This is a genomic window from Actinomadura sp. 9N215 (genome assembly GCF_044326345.1).
In the GTDB taxonomy this organism is placed as follows: domain Bacteria; phylum Actinomycetota; class Actinomycetes; order Streptosporangiales; family Streptosporangiaceae; genus Spirillospora.
The window spans coordinates 37062-54218 of sequence record NZ_JBIRBA010000031.1 but is presented as its reverse complement, the minus strand read 5'-3'; the positions used below and the strand labels follow the sequence as shown (position 1 = coordinate 54218).

The following is a 17157-nucleotide window of genomic DNA, read 5'->3' as shown; positions in this document are numbered from 1 at the left end:
CCGGACCTGTCTGGTCCGCGAAGGACCGAGAATCGTGAAACCAGGGGACGCGAGCTTGTCCGCCCGCGTAGAGAAACCCTGATCACCGTGAGTCTACGCCCTCGCCTCGCCGTCGCGCTGCGTCGCGAGCCGCCGACAGGGCGAACAGGGCGGCGGGCCGATCAGGGCGGCGGGGCGATCGGGCGATCGGGGCGGTGGGGCGGCGCGCCGTCGTTCGGGGTGGATGGTCAGTCGGTGATGCCGGCGGCGTCGAGCAGGGTCTCGGCGGCCGCTCGGGCGTGGGCGGCGGCGTCCGGGGTGCCGGCGATGGCGGCGGTGGTCTGGGCGCCCTCGGCCAGGAGCGCCAGCTGCGGCGCCAGCTCCGGAGGCGCCCCCGCGTCCGCCACGAGCCGGGCGACGTGCTTCTGGAACCCGTCCTTCTGCTCGCGGACGGCGCGCGAGACCGCCTCGGAGGTGGAGCCGAGCTCCCCGTGCATGTTGATGAACGCGCATCCGCGGAAGCTCGGCTCCCGGAACCAGGCGTCCAGGAAGTCGAAGATCACCAGGATGCGTGCGCGGGGCGTCGCCGCCCGTTCGGACGCGGCCGCGAGCCCGGTGTCCCAGATCTCGGTGCGGTGGCGCAGGACGGCGGCGATGAGCTCGTCCTTCGAGGCGAACAGGGAGTAGATCCGCTTGAGCGACACTCCGGCCGCCGTCCGCACCGCGTCCATCCCCACGGCCTGGACGCCGCGTGCGTAGAACAGCTCGTCCGCGGTCCGGACCACGGCCCGGCGGGCGGTCTCCTGGTCGGTCATGCGCCTTCACTCCCGTGTCGACCGCGCGTGGACTTGCGCTGAGAACGATCGTTCTCTAGAGTAGCAGACATCCGGAGAACGACCGTTCTCCGGAGAGATCCAGGGAAGGGGACCCAGGACCATGGGCTACATCAACGTCGGGACCGAGAACAGCACCGCCGTCGAGCTCTACTACGAGGACCACGGCGCGGGGCGACCGGTCGTCCTCATCCACGGCTACCCGCTGGACGGCAACAGCTGGGAGCGGCAGGCCCGCGAGCTCATCGACGCGGGATTCCGCGTCATCACCTACGACCGCCGCGGCTTCGGCAGGTCGAGCAAGGCCGGCGCCGGGTACGACTACGACACGTTCGCGGCCGACCTGAACACCGTCCTGGAGACCCTCGACCTGCGCGACGTCATCCTCGTCGGGTTCTCGATGGGCACCGGCGAACTCGCCCGCTACGTCAAGAACCACGGGCACGAGCGCGTCGCCAAGCTGGCGTTCCTCGCCTCGCTCGAACCGTTCCTCGTCGCGGCGGACGACAACCCCACGGGCGTCCCGCGGTCCGTCTTCGACGGGATCGAGGAGGCGGCCCGCGCGGACCGGTTCGCCTGGTTCACGAAGTTCTACCAGGACTTCTACAACCTGGACGAGAACCTCGGCACCCGCATCTCGCAGGAGGCCGTCACCGCGAGCTGGAACACCGCCACGGGCAGCGCCCCGGTCGCCGCCTACGCCGTGGTCTCAAGCTGGATCGAGGACTTCCGCTCCAGCGTGGCGGCGGTCCGCGCCAGCGGCAAGCCAGCCCTCATCGTGCACGGAACGGCGGACAACATCCTCCCGATCGACGCCACGGGACGTCCGTTCCACCAGGCCTTTCCCGAGGCCGAGTACGTCGAGATCGACGGCGCGCCGCACGGCATGCTGTGGACCCACGCCGCCGAGGTGAACGAGGTGCTCCTCCGCTTCGTCCGGGCCTGACACCTTGACGGTGCGCCGGTCCCGGCGCACCGTCAGGGTTTCCGCGGCGCTATTTCACGGCGTCTCGGCCCCATAGGCGTGCCCGCCCCATACCTGTGCGGCCAGAGCGGCGCCGCCGCCCATCAGCGCGACGCCGAGCGGAACGTGGACGGCGGTGTCGCCGCTGTCGCCGAGAGCGAACTGGACGAGGGTGAGAACGGCCGTCACCAGGCTGGTGGCCAGGGGACGGGCCGATCCGCCGCCGCGCCGCACCAGGATCGCGGCGGTGATCGTGACGAGGAGGGCGACGATGACGACGCCGGACGTGGACCGGTGTATCTCGCCGCCGTTCTCGGCGCCGTCCAGGAGCTGGCCCGCGGTGATCCCCTGGAGCAGCAGGGTTGTCGCCAGGAACGCGGTCGCCGCTTTCAGCAGCCCGTAGAAACGGGGCGGGCCGGACGCGGCCGAACCGTGAACGTCATGGACGCCGTTGACGGCGGCCTCGGCACCGTGGGCGCCGGGACCGGTCTGGGGGGCGGGTTGAGGGGATTGGGACGGCAACGGTCACTCCTTGAGGGTGTCGGCGAGGAGACGGTGTTCCGGTGAGTCGAGCTCGGCGAGCGGGTCGGCGGCGGGTCGGGTGTGGAGTTCGGTGAAGCGGCCCTGGGCGTCCATGACGATCCGGCCGGTCTCGCGGCCGTGCACCGCGACCTGGCGTTCCCGTCGGGTGAGGTGGTGGCAGATCCGGTTCGCGACGACGAACGCCGCCACCGGCCCGGCGAAGACCGCGACGCGGAAGAACCACGTGACGGCGAACAGATCGAGATGGAAATTGAGGGCGATCTGGTCGTTGGCCGCGGCGAGCCATAGCAGCCCGTAGAAGGCGATCCCGGCGGCTCCGGCGCCGGTTCGCGCCGGACGGTCGCGCGGACGGTCCAGGACGTGATGTTCGGCGCGGTCGCCGGTGACGATCGCCTCGCCGAGCGGCCACAGCGCCAGGGCGGTGAAGAAGGCGCCCGGGACGACGATCGCAGGGACGAGCACGGCGAGCGTGAGCGGGTGCCCGACGACGTCGAGTTCCCAGCCGGGCATGATGCGTACGGCGCCGTCCAGGAACGCCATGTACCAGCCGGGGACCGCGCCGGCGGTGATGGCGCCGGGCTCGAACGGCCCGTACTGCCAGATCGCGTTGATCTGCACGAATCCGCCCAGCAGCGCCAAGACGCCGCAGGTGTAGAGGAACATTGCGATCGAGGCCGGCTTGGGGGCGTCGACGATCGCGGCCCGCAGGCGGGTGACGTGGTGCGAGCCGAGTCGGCGCGCGGCCGAGCCTGGGGCGAAGCGGGTGTGGCCGTGCTGCCGGACCATCAGGCGGCGGCGATGTGCCAGCGCCCCGCCGATCGCCAGCGGCAGGACCAGGACGTGCAGCCAGTAGACCCGTCCGATGATGACCTCGCCGGGGAAGTCGCCGTCGAACACGAACCGCTGTAGGTGGGTGCCGACGACCGGGATCGACTCCAGGACGCCCTTGGTCAGCAGCAGGCTCCCGCCCGACAGCATGTCGTCGGGCAGGATCGTGCCGGTCAGCGAGGCGACCATGCCGAGCGTGAACAGGCCCACCCAGATCAGCCAGTTCAGCAGCCGCGGACGGCGGAATCCGCCGGTGAAGAACAGCCGGAGCAGCTGCAGCGCGATGGACGCGCAGAAGATCAGCGCCGCCCAGTGGTGGACCTGCCGCATCAGCAGCCCGCCGCGTACCTCGAACGACAGCTCCATCGTCGAGTCGTAGGCCCGGGAGACCGGCACGCCCCGGAGCGGCTCGTACGGGCCGTCGTACGGGGCCCGGGCCATGGACGGGTCGAAGTAGAAGGTCAGGAACACGCCGGTGAGCACGAGCACGACGAACGAGTAGCCGGTGATCTGCGCGAACATGAAGGTCCAGTGGTCCGCGCGGGAGCGGTACCGGCGCGTCAGGCTGCGGCCGTCCGCGCTGCCCAGCGTGCTCCTCACCAGCACGGCGGCGGTCGAGGCGGCCCCCCTGGCCATCGCACCGGCGGACGATCTCAGTTCGTTCACGGACTCCCCCCGAGGAGTTGAATGGCCGAAGCCACACGCGGGTCCGGCTAGCGGCCGCGCGCGGGTCCGACCAGAGGCCACGCGTGTGGGTCTACCTAAAAGACCGAAAAGGCGCGTCAGATGTGACCGGTGGCCGAGAACTCCATGGGCGGCGCGCGCAGTGGTCGGTCACATGGTGGGCGTGGGGCCGGTCTTAGGGGTGAAGCCTCAAGTTCGTCTCAGCTGCACCCAAGGAGAGACCCGTGGCAAGAGAGAACGCCGCCCCCGCGGCCGGACGGCCGGATCCGGGAGCGGCCGGAACGGCGGGAGCCGACGGAACGGCGGGAGCCGACTCCAAGCGTTGGCTCGTCCTCGCCGTCATCTGCATCGCCCAGCTCATGGTGGTCCTCGACGCGACGGTGATGAACCTCGCACTGCCGCCGGCGCAGGAGGACCTGGGGTTCACCGACGCCGACCGGCAGTGGATCCTGACCGCGTACCTGCTGTCGTTCGGGAGCCTGCTGCTGTTCTGCGGGCGGCTCGCCGACCTGGTCGGCAACAAGCCGACCTTCCTGGTCGGCGTGGCCGGGTTCGCGGGCGCCTCCGCGGTCGGCGGCGCAGCGACCGACTTCCAGATGCTGGTGGCGGCGCGCGCCGGTCAGGGGATCTTCGCCGCGCTGCTGGCGCCGGCCGCGCTGTCGCTGCTGGCCACGACGTTCACCGACCCGAAGGAACGCGGCAGGGCGTTCGGCGCCTTCGGCGCGGTCGCGGCCAGCGGCGCGGGCTTCGGGCTGATCATCGGTGGCGGGCTGACCTCCGCGCTGTCCTGGCGGTGGTGCATGTACATCAACGTGGTCTTCGCGGCGTTCGCGCTGCTCGGCGCGGCGCTGCCGATGGGCAGCAAGCCCAGGTCGGCGGGCGTCCGGCTGGACGTCCCCGGCGTGCTGACGGTGTCGGGCGGCATGTTCTGCCTGGTCTACGGCTTCTCCAACGCCGCCGACGAGAGCTGGGGCACGCCGTCGACGTGGGGCTTCCTCGCCGCCGGGACCGCGCTCCTGATCGTCTTCGGCTACTGGCAGACGCGGGCCGCGCAGCCGTTGCTGCCGCCCCGGATCGTCCTCGACCGCACCCGCGGCGGCGCCTACCTCACCATGCTGGTCGTCGGGGGCGGGATGTTCGGCATCTTCCTGTTCCTCGTCTACTACATGCAGACGATCCTGGGGTACTCGGCGATCAAGTCGGGGATGGCCCTGCTGCCGATGGTCGTGCTCACCGGCGTGTCGGCCAACGTGGGCAACATCAAGCTGATGCCGAGGTTCGGCCCGAGGCCGCTGGTCCTCGCCGGCCTGGCGCTCGGCGCGGCCGGCACGGCCTGGCTGACCACGATCGGGGCCGATTCGGGCTACGCGTCCGTCCTGCTCGGACCGACCATGGTCGCCGGCGCCGGGATGGGCCTCCTCTTCGCCGCCGGACTCCAGGCGGGCACCTTCGGCGTGGGGGCACAGGACGCCGGCGTCGCCTCGGCGAGCCTCCAGATCGGGCAGCAGCTCGGCGGCGCGATCGGCACCGCGCTGCTCAACACCATCGCCGCCAGCGCCACCACCGGCTACCTGGAGAGCCACGCGCGGGGACGGCCGAGCCCCGAACTGATCGAGCTCGCCGCGATCGACGGCTACACCACGGTGTTCTGGTGGTCCGCCGGGATCTTCGCGGGCGGCGCCGTCCTCTGCACCCTGCTGCTGCGCGGCGGCCCGCTGGCCGAGTCCGGGGACGAGGCGCCCGCCGGGGTGGACGTCACGAACCTCACGCACGCGGCGATGGACGGGGGAACCGACAGATGAGCGAACAGGACTGGCTGGCCGAACGCTTCGAGAGCGATCGCCCCCGCCTGCGCGCGGTGGCGCGCCGGATGCTCGGCTCGCCGGCGGAGGCGGACGACGCCGTCCAGGAGACCTGGATCCGGCTGAGCCGCTCGGACACCAGCTCCGTGGAGAACCTGACCAGCTGGCTCACGACGGTCGTCGCCCGGGTGTCGCTGAACATGCTCCAGTCCCGCAGGTCCCGCCGTGAGGACCTGGTGGACGCGGCCGACGCCGACGACGCGGGCGGAGCGGACGCGGCGACCGACCCGGAGGAGGAGGCGCTGATCGCCGATTCCGTGGGCGTCGCCATGCTCGTCGTCCTCGACAGGCTCACGCCCGCCGAGCGGCTGGCGTTCGTGCTGCACGACATGTTCGCGGTCCCGTTCGAGGAGATCGCGACCATCGTGGACCGCTCTCCGGCCGCGGCCCGCAAGCTGGCCAGCCGCGCCCGCCGCCGCATCCAGCAGTCGGGCGCGGACACGTCCGCCGACGGCGGCCCCAACGGCGACGGGGGCGGGCCCGGCACCACCGCCGGGCCCGCCCGGCCCGACCCCAGCGCCCGCTCCAGCACCGGCGATCGGCGCGGCACTGGCACCCGGCCCGGCACCGGCAATCGGCCCGACACCGGCGCCCGCCTCAGCGCCACCGGCGGTGCCGGGCCGAACGGCGGTGCCGCTGCGCGCGATGACGGCGCGGCCACCGCCCAGGTGGACAAGGCGGAACTCGTCCGCGCCTTCCTCGCCGCCTCCCGCGGCGGCGACTTCGAGCTGCTGCTGGCCACACTCGACCCGGACATCGTGGTGCGCGCCGATCAGCTGACCGTCCGGCTGGGCGTCGAGGCGACGAGCCGCGGCATCAGCCCCATCACCGTCGAGCCCGAGATGCGCGGCGCCGACGCCGTCACCCGTGCCTTCGCCGGGCTCGCCTGGGCCCCGCGCTTCGCACTCATCGAGGGGACCGCCGGCCTGGTCTGGGCCCCGGACGGCGAACCGCGCGTCGCGTTCCGCTTCACCTGCGACGACGGCAAGATCACCGCGATCGACATCCAGGCCGACCTGAGCGGCCTCGCCATCGCGCTGTGCTGAACGCCCCGTCGGAATTCACCCTTTTAATGGGCGACGGCCATCAGTACGGCGGACGCCATCCGCCGGGAATTCTCGGCGGATGGCGTCCGGGGTTTCATCGGCGGTCGTTCCACCTGTCCAAGGCGGCGTAGGCGGGCTGCCATTCGTTCTCGTATGCCGCGCGCACCGGGGGCGGGAGGAGCGCCATTGTCGACGCGACGACCTTTTCGTCCGCGCGGTCGAGCATCCAGGGCGTGATCCGCGGGCCGTCGGGGCCGGCCTTGGCGGCGTGAACCGAACCGAAATTCTGTAGTTGCTCCAGCGTCAGGGTCCTTTCGATCAGCGGCAGTGCCGCGTCTTCCTCATGCTTCACGTGGCCGACCAGTTTGGTGGCGAGGGCGTCGGTCAGGTCTCCGAGGCGCGCCGGTCCGGAGTCGCGGTCGGCCAGGGCGGCGTCGACCGCGTCGATGAGCGGGTCGATGGCGGCGTGCTCCGCCTCCATCGCCTCCACCACGGCCAGGTCGTCGGGGCGGTCGGCGAGGGCCGCGCTCAGCATCGGCCACAGCGCCTCGTCCTCGGAGGTGTGGTGGATGTGCAGGGCCCTCTTGAACAGTTCCCACCCGGCGGCGCCGGCGAGGATTCGCCGTGGATCGTCATCGGTGCGCGCGGTGATCCTGGCGATGTCCTCCAGATCGCGCCTCAGCGCATTGTGCGTCGCATACATCAGGGTGAAGTCGACTTTGTCCCCCAAGGTCTCTCCTTGTCATTGAGCCGGATGCGGCACATTCGGGATCGGATGCGCCACCGCCCGCCGCGCCGAACGGCAAATGCGGGCTCACCCATAAGACCGGCCGCGACGGCACAATGTGACCGCTTGTCCCTCAGGGTCGGCCGGTCGTCCAATGACGGAGTTTCTCGGGATTGGTTATCACCCAGATGCGCGTGATCCGGTCGGCGGCGACGTCGAACGCGAGCACCGTCGTGGTGACGCCGTCCCGCTGAGCCACCAGGCCGGGACGGCCGTTGACCGTTCGCTCCAGGAGCGTCCTGCTGCCGGCCGCCCGCCTGGCGAGCTCGGCCCAGGCGTGCGCGATCTGCTCGCCGCCCTCGATCGGGTGCAGGAACGCGGTGGCGAGCCCGCCGCCGTCGGCGGTCGCCGTGGCGTCGGGATCGAGCAGGCCGATCAGGGCGTCGATGTCCTGGGCCTCCCAGGCCCGCCTGAAGTCCCTGACGATGTCGGCCTGCCGCCGGACCGGCGGATCCAGGCGGGCCCGCGACGCGCGGACGCGGCGGCGGGCCGAGGAGGCCAGCTGGCGGCACGCCCCCGGCGTACGTCCGACGATCTCGGCCACCTCGGCGAAGGAATGGGAGAAGACGTCGTGCAGGACGAACGCGACGCGCTCGGCCGGGGTCATCGATTCGAGCACGACGAGGAAGGCCATGCTGACCGACTCGTCCAGGGTGACCTGGTCGGCCGGGTCGGTCGCGGCGCCGCCCGGCCGCCCGTCGATCCACTCCGTGCGCTCGGGCAGCGGCTCGGGGATCCATTCGCCCACGTAGGTCTCCCGCCTGGCGCGTGCCGAGCCGAGCAGGTTGAGGCAGATGCGGCCGGCGACCGTCGTCAGCCAGGCGCCGGGGGACTCGATCGCGTCCCGCTGCTCCTGGGACATGGCGTACCAGCGCGCGTAGGTCTCCTGGACGGTGTCCTCGGCGTCGGCGAGGGAACCCAGGAGCCGGTACGCGACATTGAGCAGCTGGCGCCGCTCGCTCATGATCGCGTCCAGACCCGGGTCGGGCCGGTCGCGTCCTGGCCCGGGTCGGGCGGTCTCGGACGGCATGGTGCCGACGGCTCCTTCCCTCGCGTCTTCCCTCACTGGTCCGACAAGACAGCCCACCGGAATGTCAGGCCGCCGCGCCGCCTGACATTCGGAGGGGTCGCGTTGTCGGTACTGCTGAGACCAGTACACCCCCCGACGAGCAGGCCAGGAGTCACGATGACGACCCAGATGCCCGCCACACCGTTCACCGACCCGGCGCCCGCGCGGCGCCTGGAGCGGGCGGCCACCGCACTGACCGCGCACGGTTTCACCGTGGAGATCCTCGACGACGCGGCCGCCGCGCGTACCCGCATCAAGGACCTGATACCGGACGGCGCCAGCGTGTTCACCGGATCCAGCCAGACGCTCCGCCTGTCCGGCATCGACGCGGACATCAACGGCAGCGGACGGTACGACGCCGTCAAGCCGCGCCTCCTGGCCATGGACCGAGACACCGCCGCCGACGACATCCGGCGGATGTCGTCCAGCCCCGACGTGATGGTGGGCAGCGTCCACGCCGTCACCGAGACCGGCTCCCTCGTGATCGCCTCGGGCAGCGGAAAGCAGCTGCCCGGCTTCGCCGGTGGCGCCGCCCGCGCGATCTGGATCGTCGGGGCGCAGAAGGTGGTGCCCGACCTGAGCACCGCCCTGCGGCGCGTCGAAGACCACTGCCTCCCGCTGGAAACGGCCCGCACCCAGGAGGCCTACGGATGGCCCAGCGCCGTCAACCTGCTGCTCGTCCTCAACGCGGAACCCGTCCCCGGGCGCGGCACCGTCCTGCTGCTCCGCGAGGCCATCGGATTCTGAACGCGCCCGCATCGCCAGCTCGGACCCACTGCCCGGACGGTCGGTTTTGTCCGATGCTTGGCTGATGCCAAAGCTGAGGAAATGACGGTGCAGGCGGAGTTGTTCGGCTTCGCCGCCGGGGCGCTGATCGCGGCGGTGACCGCCCCGGTCGGGGTGTCGGGAGCGGTGTTCCTGCTGCCGGTGCAGCTCAGCGTGCTGGGTGTCCCCAGTCCGGCGGTCACTCCGACGAACCTGCTGTACAACGTCGTCGCCGGTCCCGGCGCTCTGGTGCGCCATCACCGCCAGGGAAACCTCGCGGGCCCGCTGACCCGGCTGCTGATCGCCGGGACGCTGCCCGGTGTCGTGGTCGGAGCGGCCGTCCGGGTGTTCGCCGTTCCCGGGCCGACGGTGTTCCGCGTTCTGGTCGGCCTGCTGTTGCTGCCGCTTGGCGTGTGGCTGTGCGTCCGCGTCCTGCGTCCGGGCCGGCACCACACCGGCCGGCCGTCCTCTCGCTTCGTCACGGTGCTCGCGCTGGCGGTCGGCACCGTCGGGGGCGTCTACGGCATCGGCGGCGGCTCCATCCTCGGGCCCGTCCTGGTCGGGCGCGGGATGCCCGTCGCCGAGGTCGCCCCCGCCGCGCTGGCCTCCACCTTCCTCACCTCCCTGGCGGGGACCGCCGCCTATGCGGTCCTCTCGCTCACCGCGCATGGCGACATCGCGCCAGATTGGTCGCTCGGTCTTTCCTGCGGTCTCGGCGGGCTGGCCGGCGGCTATTTGGGCGTACGGCTCCAGCCCCGGATCCCCGAGACCGCCCTGCGGCTTGGCCTGGGACTTCTTGCCGCCGCGCTGGCCGTCGTCTACCTCGTCCAGGCGATCGGCTGACCGTCCCGCGGCACCGGCCGCGCGGACGAGCCGGGGCATGCTTTTTCCTCCGCGGTCTACTTGATACGGAGCGCGACTGATAGGAAACTTACCTATCGATTGGCTCGTTCTTGCTCCCCGCACCAAGGAACCGCCATGTCCCTCGACACCCGCTTGCGGCCCTCGTCCCCCCTGGCCTCCGAGCACCCCGCCCGCTACGCGCTCGCGGCCGGACGGCTCCTCCTCGGCTGGATCTTCCTCTGGGCCTTCCTCGACAAACTCTTCGGGTTCGGCAAGGCCACCGAGGACGGTTGGCTGTCCGGCACCTCTCCGTCCAAGGGCTTCCTCAGCCGCACCGAAGGCCCGTTCAAGGAGATGTTCCACGCGATGGCCGGAGAGGTCTGGGTCGACGCCCTCTTCATGTTCGGGCTCGGCGGCCTCGGCGTCGCCCTCCTCCTCGGGATCTGCCTCCGCCTCGCCGCGCTCGGTGGAACGATCCTCATGGTCATGCTGTGGGCGGCGTCCCTGTGGCCGGAGACCAACCCCTTCATGGACATGCACTGGATCTACGCCGCGCTGCTGATCGCCGTCGCGTTCTCCGACGCCGGGACCACACTCGGCCTCGGACGGGCCTGGGCGCGCCTCCCGGTGGTCCGCCGCCACTCCATCCTCCGCTGACGCCCAGCGAAGGCGCCCAGCGAAGGCGCCCAGCGAAGGCGCCCAGCGAAGGCGTGACTAGCAGAGCTTGATCTCGGCCTGCACGGCCCCGAGCAGGTGGGCCGGTCCGCCCGCGCGCTCGTAGATGGCGCGGGCCTGGTCGAGATGACGTCCGGCCTCGGCGGTACGGCCGAGCCGCCGTTGCGCCATGCCCAGGGCCGCGAGCGCGCCCGCAGTATAGACGTGGTTCACGGTGCCGTACCGGCCGGTGTACAGCCTGAGCGCCTCCCGCGCCACCGCCAGGGCGTCGGCCGGACGGTCGTTCAGCAGCAGCGTGCGCGTCAGGGCCGTCAGCGTGCTCGCCATCACCACGTGCACCGGATAGAACGCCCGGAGGAAGTCGGCGGCGCGGAGCTGCAGGCGCAGGCCCTCGGCCGGGCGCCCCGACGCCGCCAGGACGATCCCCAGCGTCTCCTCGGCGCGGACGGTCTCCACATGGCCGGGCCCGTAGAGCTCGCGGGCCATCCGGATCGCTCGCTCGACGACGGCTTTCGCGGCCGCGTGGTCGTGCAGGTCGCAGAGGACGGCGGCCTGCCAGCGGGCCGCCGCCGTGCGTTCCCGGTCGGGGCGGCTGCCGGCGGCGTGCCATGCCTCGTCCGCCCGCCGGTAGGTCGTGCGGGCCAGCTCCAGATCTCCGTGCCGCCAGTGCGCGTAGGCGAGCCTGGCCAGCAGTTCCGCGGTGCGGGGATGCGCCGTCCCGTGGACGTCCGCGCTGATCGTCGCCGCCCGGTCCAGCACGGCGATCGCGTCGTCCGGCCGGCCCGCCTCGGTCAGCGCCCGGCCCAGCAGGCGCAGCGTCGACAGCGCGGCGGACGGGTCGGCGCCCGGGAGCCGGTCACGGATGGCCAGGGCGGTACGGGCGGTCGCCACGGCGGTGAGGTGATGCCCGAGATAGCACTCGGCCTCGCCGCGGACGGTGAGCGTCTCGGCGTACTGCTCGCAGTCGCGGCCGAACGCCGCCGCGGCGAAGGCCAGTGCGTGGTCGATCAGTTCCAGCGCCTGCTCGTACTGGTCGCGGGCCTCCAGATGGACGGCCGCGCGCCGGCAGACGTCGGCCGCCTCGGCGGGAGCGGGCGGGCCGTCCGGTGCGCGCCGGACGTGGCGGGCGACCGCCGCCACATGGGGCAGCAGCGCGATGCACTCCCGCCACGAGTCGGGTGAGCGCGGCCGGTCGGGGAAGCACAGCGCGAGCTGCCGCACGGCTACCGTGAGCCAGGTGCGCCGCTCCTCCCGGGTCAGCGACTCGCGGATCATCGTCTGCACCAGCGGATGCACCGAGAGCGTCTCGGGCGCGGCGTCGACCAGCGCGTACTCGGCGAGCGCTCCGGCGGTCAGGTCGTAGCTCACCGGGTCCTCGGCCATCAGCCGCAGTGCGGGCGGCAGCTCGGACGCCCCCGGCCGGACGAGCCCGCGCGGGATGCGGTCGGCGTCGACGAAGGCGCACAGCCGCAGCAGGTCGATGCTGCCCGGATGCTCCTCCTCCACCCGCGACATCGACAGGGACCAGGTCGTCGCGGCCGTGCCCGGGTAGTCGTCCGGCCGGTTGAGGTGCAGCAGCCGCGCGGGGGCCGCGCGGAGCAGATCGGTGTAGCGCTCCCAGCCGGTGTGGTTGCGCGTCACGTAGGCGGCGGCCTGCGCGAGCGCGAGCGGCAGGTCGCCCAGCTCTCCCGCGACGCGCCCCGCCTGCGACCGGTGCGGCTGCCCGGGCCGCGGCCCGCCGCCGGTGGTGCGGTGCAGGAAGTCGATCGACTCCGCCCGGCTGAACGGCGGGACCTGGACCGGGTCCGCCAGCCGCCAGGTCGCCGTCCGCGTGGTCACCAGCACGACGCCCACGTCGGTGGACGGCCACCAGGCCTCGACGTCCTTCTGGTTCTCGGCGTTGTCGTAGATCAGCAGCCAGCGGCCGCGGGCGGCGAGCTCGTTCCACAGCTGCACGATGCGGCGCTGGGCGTCGTCGCGTGGCAGCCCGAGCCGGTCGGCCACGTCGCCGAGATCGCGGACCAGCGCGAACGGGTGCCCGGCGTCGATCCACAGCACACCGCTGAACCGGGCGCCATGCCGATGGGCGAACTCCCGCGCGATCTGGCTCTTGCCCACTCCGCCCATGCCGTGCAGAGCGCAGCTGGACGGCGCGGGCCCGCTCACGCCGGGGGCGAGCCGTCCGGCCAGCACGTCGAGCAGGGCCTCGCGTCCGGTGAAGTCCCGGTTGCGGCGCGGGACGTTGAAGAGCATCGGGCCCTCGTCGTCCGTCCCCGCACTCTCCGTCGCCGGGCCGCCCGCGACGACGTCCGGAAGCGGCTCGCCGGGCTCGACCACGCGAACCCGTGCGGTGGTGGAGGTCTCCTTGAGCTCCACCCGCACCTGCCGGAAGGCGTCCGGACGGCTCCCCGGATCATGGCGGACGACCTCCTCGAAGAACCATTCGGAGACCACCAGCACGAGCGGCGCCCGCGACCCGGCCAGGACGTCCTTCACGGCGGGCGCCTCCAACAGTCGGAAGGCGTCGTTGACGCAGGCACCGGCCACGCCGTGCGTGTCGTGGTGCACCTCTCCCGCGTGCAGCGCCATCCGCAGTCCGATCCGCTGCGCGGGCGGGGAGGCGGTGTTGTGGTCGTCCAGCGCGTCGGCCAGCGCCTGCGGCAGGCTCCCGCTCAGCCTGACCTTCGGCACCTCGGGCGAGACCAGGACGAGCGCGCCGTCCCCCCGGTCTTCGCGGTGGCTGGTGTCCCACGGGAGCGCGGACCGGGTGAACGACCGCCGCAGCGCCCGGTAGAGACCGTCCCGGGCGCGCACCCGGTCGGGGTTGGTGCGGCGCCGGTCACCGAAGCCCGCCACGTCGACCGCGACGATCGCGCGGTGCAGGGCGGCCGGGGGGAGGGACATCGCTCATCCTCCAGCCATCGGGTTCCAGGAATCCCCGGACGGCCACAATGTCGCCGATGTCGGCGATGCTATTCCACCGCCGTCCCGCCCCCGGCGGCCACGCCGCCCGGCGAGGTGGAGCTCGATATCGCCTCGTGCAGCCGTGGGGTGGGGGAGTAGCCTGGCGCCGTGGCCGCTCCGCAGCGCCTTCTTAGCTAGCCGCGCCGACATCTGACGTCGACGCGGCCGCCCCTCATGCCCATGGAGGGGCTTTTTCTTTTCCCCAGGCACCGAGAACCCGGCAGGTGAAGAGGACGATGAGCGAGAAGGGGACGAGCAGGGCGGCGGACACGCGGCCGTCCGACGTCCCGCCGCACCGCTATGACGCGGCGCTGGCGGGTGAGATCGAGCGGCGCTGGCAGGAGCGGTGGGCGGCCGCCGGGACCTTCGACTCGCCCAATCCCGCGGGCCCGCTCGCGGACGGTTTCGAGCGGATGAAGGGCCGCCGCAAGTTCTTCGCGCTCGACATGTTCCCGTATCCGAGCGGCGCGGGGCTGCACGTGGGACACCCGCTCGGCTACATCGGCACCGACGTGTTCGCCCGCTACCTGCGGATGTCCGGGCACCACGTCATGCACACCTTCGGGTACGACGCGTTCGGGCTGCCGGCCGAGCAGTACGCGATCGACACCGGGCGGCACCCGCGCGCGACGGCGCGGGACAACGTCGCGACCATGCGACGGCAGCTCCGCCGGCTGGGGCTGGGGCACGACGCGCGGCGCGAGGTCGCGACGACGGACCCCGCGTTCTACCGCTGGACGCAGTGGATCTTCCTCCGGATCTTCGACAGCTGGGTGGACGAGCGCACCGGCCGGGCGCGTCCGATCGCCGAGCTCGTCGCGGCGTACGCCTCCGGTGCGCGCCCGACGCCGGACGGCCGCCCGTGGGCGGAGCTGGACGACGTCGAGCAGCGCACGCTGGTGGACGGGCACCGGCTGGCCTACGTGTCGGAGGAGCCGGTCAACTGGTGCCCGGGGCTGGGCACGGTGCTGGCCAACGAGGAGGTCACCGCCGACGGCCGCAGCGATGTCGGCAACTTTCCGGTGTACCGGCGGCCGCTGCGCCAGTGGATGCTGCGGATCACCGCGTTCGCCGAACGGCTGATCGCGGACCTGGACCTGGTCGACTGGCCCGACTCGATCAAGCAGATGCAGCGGAACTGGATCGGCGCGAGCGACGGCGCCCGGTTCGCGCTCCAGGCGTCCGCCGACGCCGACGTGGTGGTCGAGGTGTTCACGACCCGGCCCGACACGCTGCCCGGCGCGACGTACGTGGTCCTGGCGCCCGAGCACCCGCTGGTGGACGGGCTCGTCCCCGCGGAATGGCCGGCGGGGACGCCCGCCGCGTGGCGCTATCCACAGGGCCGCAAAGGCGCCCAGGACTGGACGCCGAAGGACGCGGTCACGGCCTACCGCGCCGCCACGGGACGGCTGTCGGACCGGCAGCGCACCGAGGCGTCCGGCAAGAGCGGCGTGTTCACCGGCGCCACCCTGGTCAACCCGGCGACCGGCGAGGACATCCCGGTCTTCCTGGCCGACTACGTGCTGATGGGGTACGGCACCGGCGCGATCATGGCGGTGCCGGCGCACGACCAGCGGGACCTGGACTTCGCCCGCGCGTTCGGTCTGCCGGTGCGTGCCGTCCTGGCGCCGCCCGCCGCCTGGCTGGACGGGCACGGCCTGCCCGAAGGCGCCCCGGCCGAGGACTGGCCCGAAGCGTTCACCGGCGACGGCGCCTACCTGCCGGCCCCAGGCCCCAGCCTGTCCGGGCTGAGCGTCGAGGACGGCATCGCGGCGGCCGTGGCGTGGCTGGAGGAGCGCGGGCTGGGCCGCGGGGCCCGCTCGTACCGGCTGCGCGACTGGCTGTTCTCCCGGCAGCGCTACTGGGGCGAGCCGTTCCCGATCGTCTACGACGAGCACGGCATGCCGATCGCGCTGCCGGAGGAGCAGCTGCCGGTCACGCTGCCGGAGATGACCGACTTCAGGCCCGAGCCGCAGGACGACGAGACGGCCGACCCGGTCCCTCCCCTGGCCAGGGCCGGTGACTGGGCCGAGGTCGAGCTGGATCTCGGCGACGGGCCCAAGCGCTACCGCCGCGAGCTGAACACCATGCCGCAGTGGGCCGGGTCATGCTGGTACTACCTGCGCTACCTCGACCCGACCAACGACGAGGCGTTCGTCGACCCGGACGTCGAGCGCTACTGGATGGTCCCCCCGGACGCCGAACGCGAGGGCGAGGGCGGCGTCGACCTGTATGTGGGCGGCGTCGAGCACGCCGTCCTGCACCTGCTGTACTCGCGGTTCTGGCACAAGGTGCTGTACGACCTGGGGCACGTCTCCACGAAGGAGCCGTTCCGCCGGCTCTACAACCAGGGCTACATCCTGGCCGACGCCTTCGTCGACGAGCGCGGGATGTACGTCCCGTCCGCCGAGATCGCGGAGGACCAGGACGGGACGCCGACCCACCGCGGCAAGCCCGTGTCCCGGCGCTCCGGGAAGATGGGCAAGAGCCTGAAGAACGGCGTCAGCCCCGACGACATCTACGAGCGGTACGGCGCGGACACGCTACGGCTGTACGAGATGGCGATGGGCCCGCTGGACACCGACCGGCCCTGGCGGACGAACGACATCGTCGGCGTGCACCGGTTCCTGCAGCGGCTGTGGCGGAGCCTCGTGGACGAGGACACCGGCGAGTCCCGGGTGTCGGAGGACCGGCCCGACCCGGACACGCTGCACCGGCTGCACCGCGCCGTCGACGTGGTGCGGCGGCACTTCGGCGAGCTGAGGTTCAACACGGCGATCGCCCGGCTGATGGAGCTGGCCGCGCATGCGGCGAAGGTCTCCGCCGGCCGGGGCGCGCTGCCCCGGGAGGTGGCCGAGCCGCTGGTCCTGATGGTGGCGCCGCTGGCCCCGCATGTCGCCGAGGAGTTGTGGCGGCGGATGGGCCACGCGGAGTCGCTGCTGTACGCGGACTTCCCCGAGGCCGATCCGGCGCTGGTGGCCGAGCGGGTCGTGACGCTCCCGGTGCAGGTCAACGGCAGGACCCGCTTCACCGTCGAGGTCCCGGCCGAGGCGGGCGAGGACGAGATCGAACGGGCCCTGGCCGCCGCCCCCGGCTACGCCGTCCACACGTCGGGCGCGGCGGTGCACCGCCTGATCATCGTCCCCGGAAAGATCATCAACATCCTCACCCGCTGACACCGGTCGTCCCTTCGCGATGCCCTCGCGCCGGGCGGCGGCGGAGTCCTCAGGATGCGGGTCGGCGAGGCGAATGGTCCGCGCCGCCGACCCGTTCCTGAGCAACCTCTAACTGCCTGATGGCGTTCGGGCGGTGTTT

General features: G+C 72.4%; 13 protein-coding genes. 7 read left to right on the top strand and 6 right to left on the bottom strand.

Annotation, left to right across the window (positions count from 1 at the left end):
* Nucleotides 1–227: 227 nt before the first annotated feature.
* The gene (locus tag ACH34T_RS36785) at nucleotides 228–794 is read right to left on the bottom strand and encodes a TetR/AcrR family transcriptional regulator (RefSeq protein ID WP_396025603.1); all 567 of its coding nucleotides are present in this window, start codon (nucleotides 792–794) and stop codon (nucleotides 228–230) included.
* Between the two features lie 121 nt (nucleotides 795–915).
* On the opposite strand from ACH34T_RS36785, the gene ACH34T_RS36780 reads away from it, so the two are divergent.
* Nucleotides 916–1758, top strand: coding sequence for an alpha/beta fold hydrolase (locus ACH34T_RS36780; protein ID WP_396025602.1), 843 nt, complete (start codon nucleotides 916–918; stop codon nucleotides 1756–1758).
* A 54-nt stretch (nucleotides 1759–1812) separates the two neighbouring features.
* On the opposite strand, the gene ACH34T_RS36775 is transcribed toward ACH34T_RS36780, so the two are convergent.
* On the bottom strand, nucleotides 1813–2298 hold the full coding sequence (locus ACH34T_RS36775) for a hypothetical protein (protein WP_396025601.1): 486 nt from the start codon (nucleotides 2296–2298) through the stop codon (nucleotides 1813–1815).
* 3 nt (nucleotides 2299–2301) lie between these two features.
* Nucleotides 2302–3813, bottom strand: a complete 1512-nt coding sequence (locus ACH34T_RS36770; RefSeq protein ID WP_396025600.1) for a cytochrome bc complex cytochrome b subunit — start codon at nucleotides 3811–3813, stop codon at nucleotides 2302–2304.
* A 242-nt stretch (nucleotides 3814–4055) separates the two neighbouring features.
* On the opposite strand from ACH34T_RS36770, the gene ACH34T_RS36765 reads away from it, so the two are divergent.
* The gene (locus ACH34T_RS36765; RefSeq protein WP_396025599.1) at nucleotides 4056–5633 is read left to right on the top strand and encodes an MFS transporter; all 1578 of its coding nucleotides are present in this window, start codon (nucleotides 4056–4058) and stop codon (nucleotides 5631–5633) included.
* Entirely contained in the window at nucleotides 5630–6739 is a 1110-nt protein-coding gene (locus tag ACH34T_RS36760) for a sigma-70 family RNA polymerase sigma factor (protein ID WP_396025598.1), read from the top strand. The genes ACH34T_RS36765 and ACH34T_RS36760 overlap by 4 nt, the downstream gene beginning before the upstream one ends.
* Before the next feature lie 94 nt (nucleotides 6740–6833).
* Here the strand turns inward: ACH34T_RS36760 and ACH34T_RS36755 are convergent, their stop codons facing one another.
* Both ACH34T_RS36755 and sigJ read right to left on the bottom strand, forming a co-directional pair.
* Nucleotides 6834–7469, bottom strand: coding sequence for a hemerythrin domain-containing protein (locus tag ACH34T_RS36755; protein WP_396025597.1), 636 nt, complete (start codon nucleotides 7467–7469; stop codon nucleotides 6834–6836).
* Nucleotides 7470–7599: 130 nt separating this feature from the next.
* Complete coding sequence (gene sigJ / locus ACH34T_RS36750; RefSeq protein WP_396025596.1) at nucleotides 7600–8556, bottom strand: RNA polymerase sigma factor SigJ; 957 nt, start codon at nucleotides 8554–8556, stop codon at nucleotides 7600–7602.
* A gap of 156 nt (nucleotides 8557–8712) precedes the next feature.
* On the opposite strand from sigJ, the gene ACH34T_RS36745 reads away from it, so the two are divergent.
* The 3 genes from ACH34T_RS36745 (at nucleotide 8713) to ACH34T_RS36735 (ending at nucleotide 10860) form a co-directional block, all read left to right on the top strand.
* Nucleotides 8713–9342 carry an LUD domain-containing protein gene (locus ACH34T_RS36745; RefSeq protein ID WP_396025595.1) on the top strand — a complete coding sequence of 210 codons (630 nt, stop codon included), beginning with the start codon at nucleotides 8713–8715 and terminating at the stop codon, nucleotides 9340–9342.
* Between the two features lie 81 nt (nucleotides 9343–9423).
* The gene (locus tag ACH34T_RS36740; protein ID WP_396025594.1) at nucleotides 9424–10203 is read left to right on the top strand and encodes a TSUP family transporter; all 780 of its coding nucleotides are present in this window, start codon (nucleotides 9424–9426) and stop codon (nucleotides 10201–10203) included.
* Nucleotides 10204–10338: 135 nt separating this feature from the next.
* On the top strand, nucleotides 10339–10860 hold the full coding sequence (locus tag ACH34T_RS36735) for a DoxX family membrane protein (RefSeq protein WP_396025593.1): 522 nt from the start codon (nucleotides 10339–10341) through the stop codon (nucleotides 10858–10860).
* Nucleotides 10861–10917: 57 nt separating this feature from the next.
* Here ACH34T_RS36735 and fxsT read toward each other — a convergent pair whose 3' ends face one another.
* Entirely contained in the window at nucleotides 10918–13782 is a 2865-nt protein-coding gene (gene fxsT, locus ACH34T_RS36730; protein ID WP_396025592.1) for an FxSxx-COOH system tetratricopeptide repeat protein, read from the bottom strand.
* Nucleotides 13783–14078: 296 nt separating this feature from the next.
* Between fxsT and ACH34T_RS36725 the strand changes: the two genes are divergently transcribed.
* Complete coding sequence (locus ACH34T_RS36725) at nucleotides 14079–17018, top strand: leucine--tRNA ligase (protein ID WP_396025591.1); 2940 nt, start codon at nucleotides 14079–14081, stop codon at nucleotides 17016–17018.
* The last annotated feature ends 139 nt before the right edge of the window (nucleotides 17019–17157 follow it).